The organism is Mesorhizobium sp. M7A.F.Ca.CA.003.01.2.1 (assembly GCF_003998945.1).
GTDB lineage: Bacteria > Pseudomonadota > Alphaproteobacteria > Rhizobiales > Rhizobiaceae > Mesorhizobium > Mesorhizobium ciceri.
Genome location: NZ_RZRA01001590.1, coordinates 1 through 575, shown reverse-complemented (window position 1 = coordinate 575; position 575 = coordinate 1). Strand labels below are relative to the sequence as shown.

Here is a 575-nt window from a genome sequence, read left to right as displayed (position 1 = left end):
GACCAAGGCGATCGATCCGGTTTCGGTCACCGATCCGGCCAGCATCGGGGTGATCAGCCAGGTCGGCGAGTATCTGATCCTCGACGATCCGAAGGATGGTCTGCAGCCGAAGCTGGCTCTGTCCTGGGAGGCCAACGAGACGGCCAGCCGCTGGACCTTCAAATTGCGGCAAGGGGTAAAATTCCACGATGGCCGCGCGGTCACCGCCAAAGACGTTGTGGCGAGCTTCGAGCGGCTGGTCGATCCGGCCAGCGGCTCGTCGGCGTTGTCCGCCTACAAGGGCATCCTGTCCAAGGGCGGCGCCAAGCTGGTCGACGACGAAACCGTCGCCTTCGATCTCGACGGTCCGAACAGCAACTTCCCGTTCTATGTCTCCTCCGACGTCTACAATGCCGTCATCCTGCCTGCCGACTATGCCGGTGATTTCGAGAAGACTTTCAACGGCACCGGTCCGTTCAAGCTCGAATCCTTCCGCCCCAAGCAAGGCGCCAGCTTCGTGCGCAATGAGAATTACTGGGGCGACAAGGCGCTGCCCGACCGGATCGAGATCAAGTTCTTCGACGACGAGCAGGCAC

General features: G+C 61.6%; 1 protein-coding gene. It reads left to right on the top strand.

What is annotated here, in order from left to right:
* Positions 1-575, top strand: a 575-nt coding sequence (locus tag EN969_RS34395; RefSeq protein ID WP_245467691.1) for an ABC transporter substrate-binding protein, incomplete at both ends; no start/stop codon positions are given.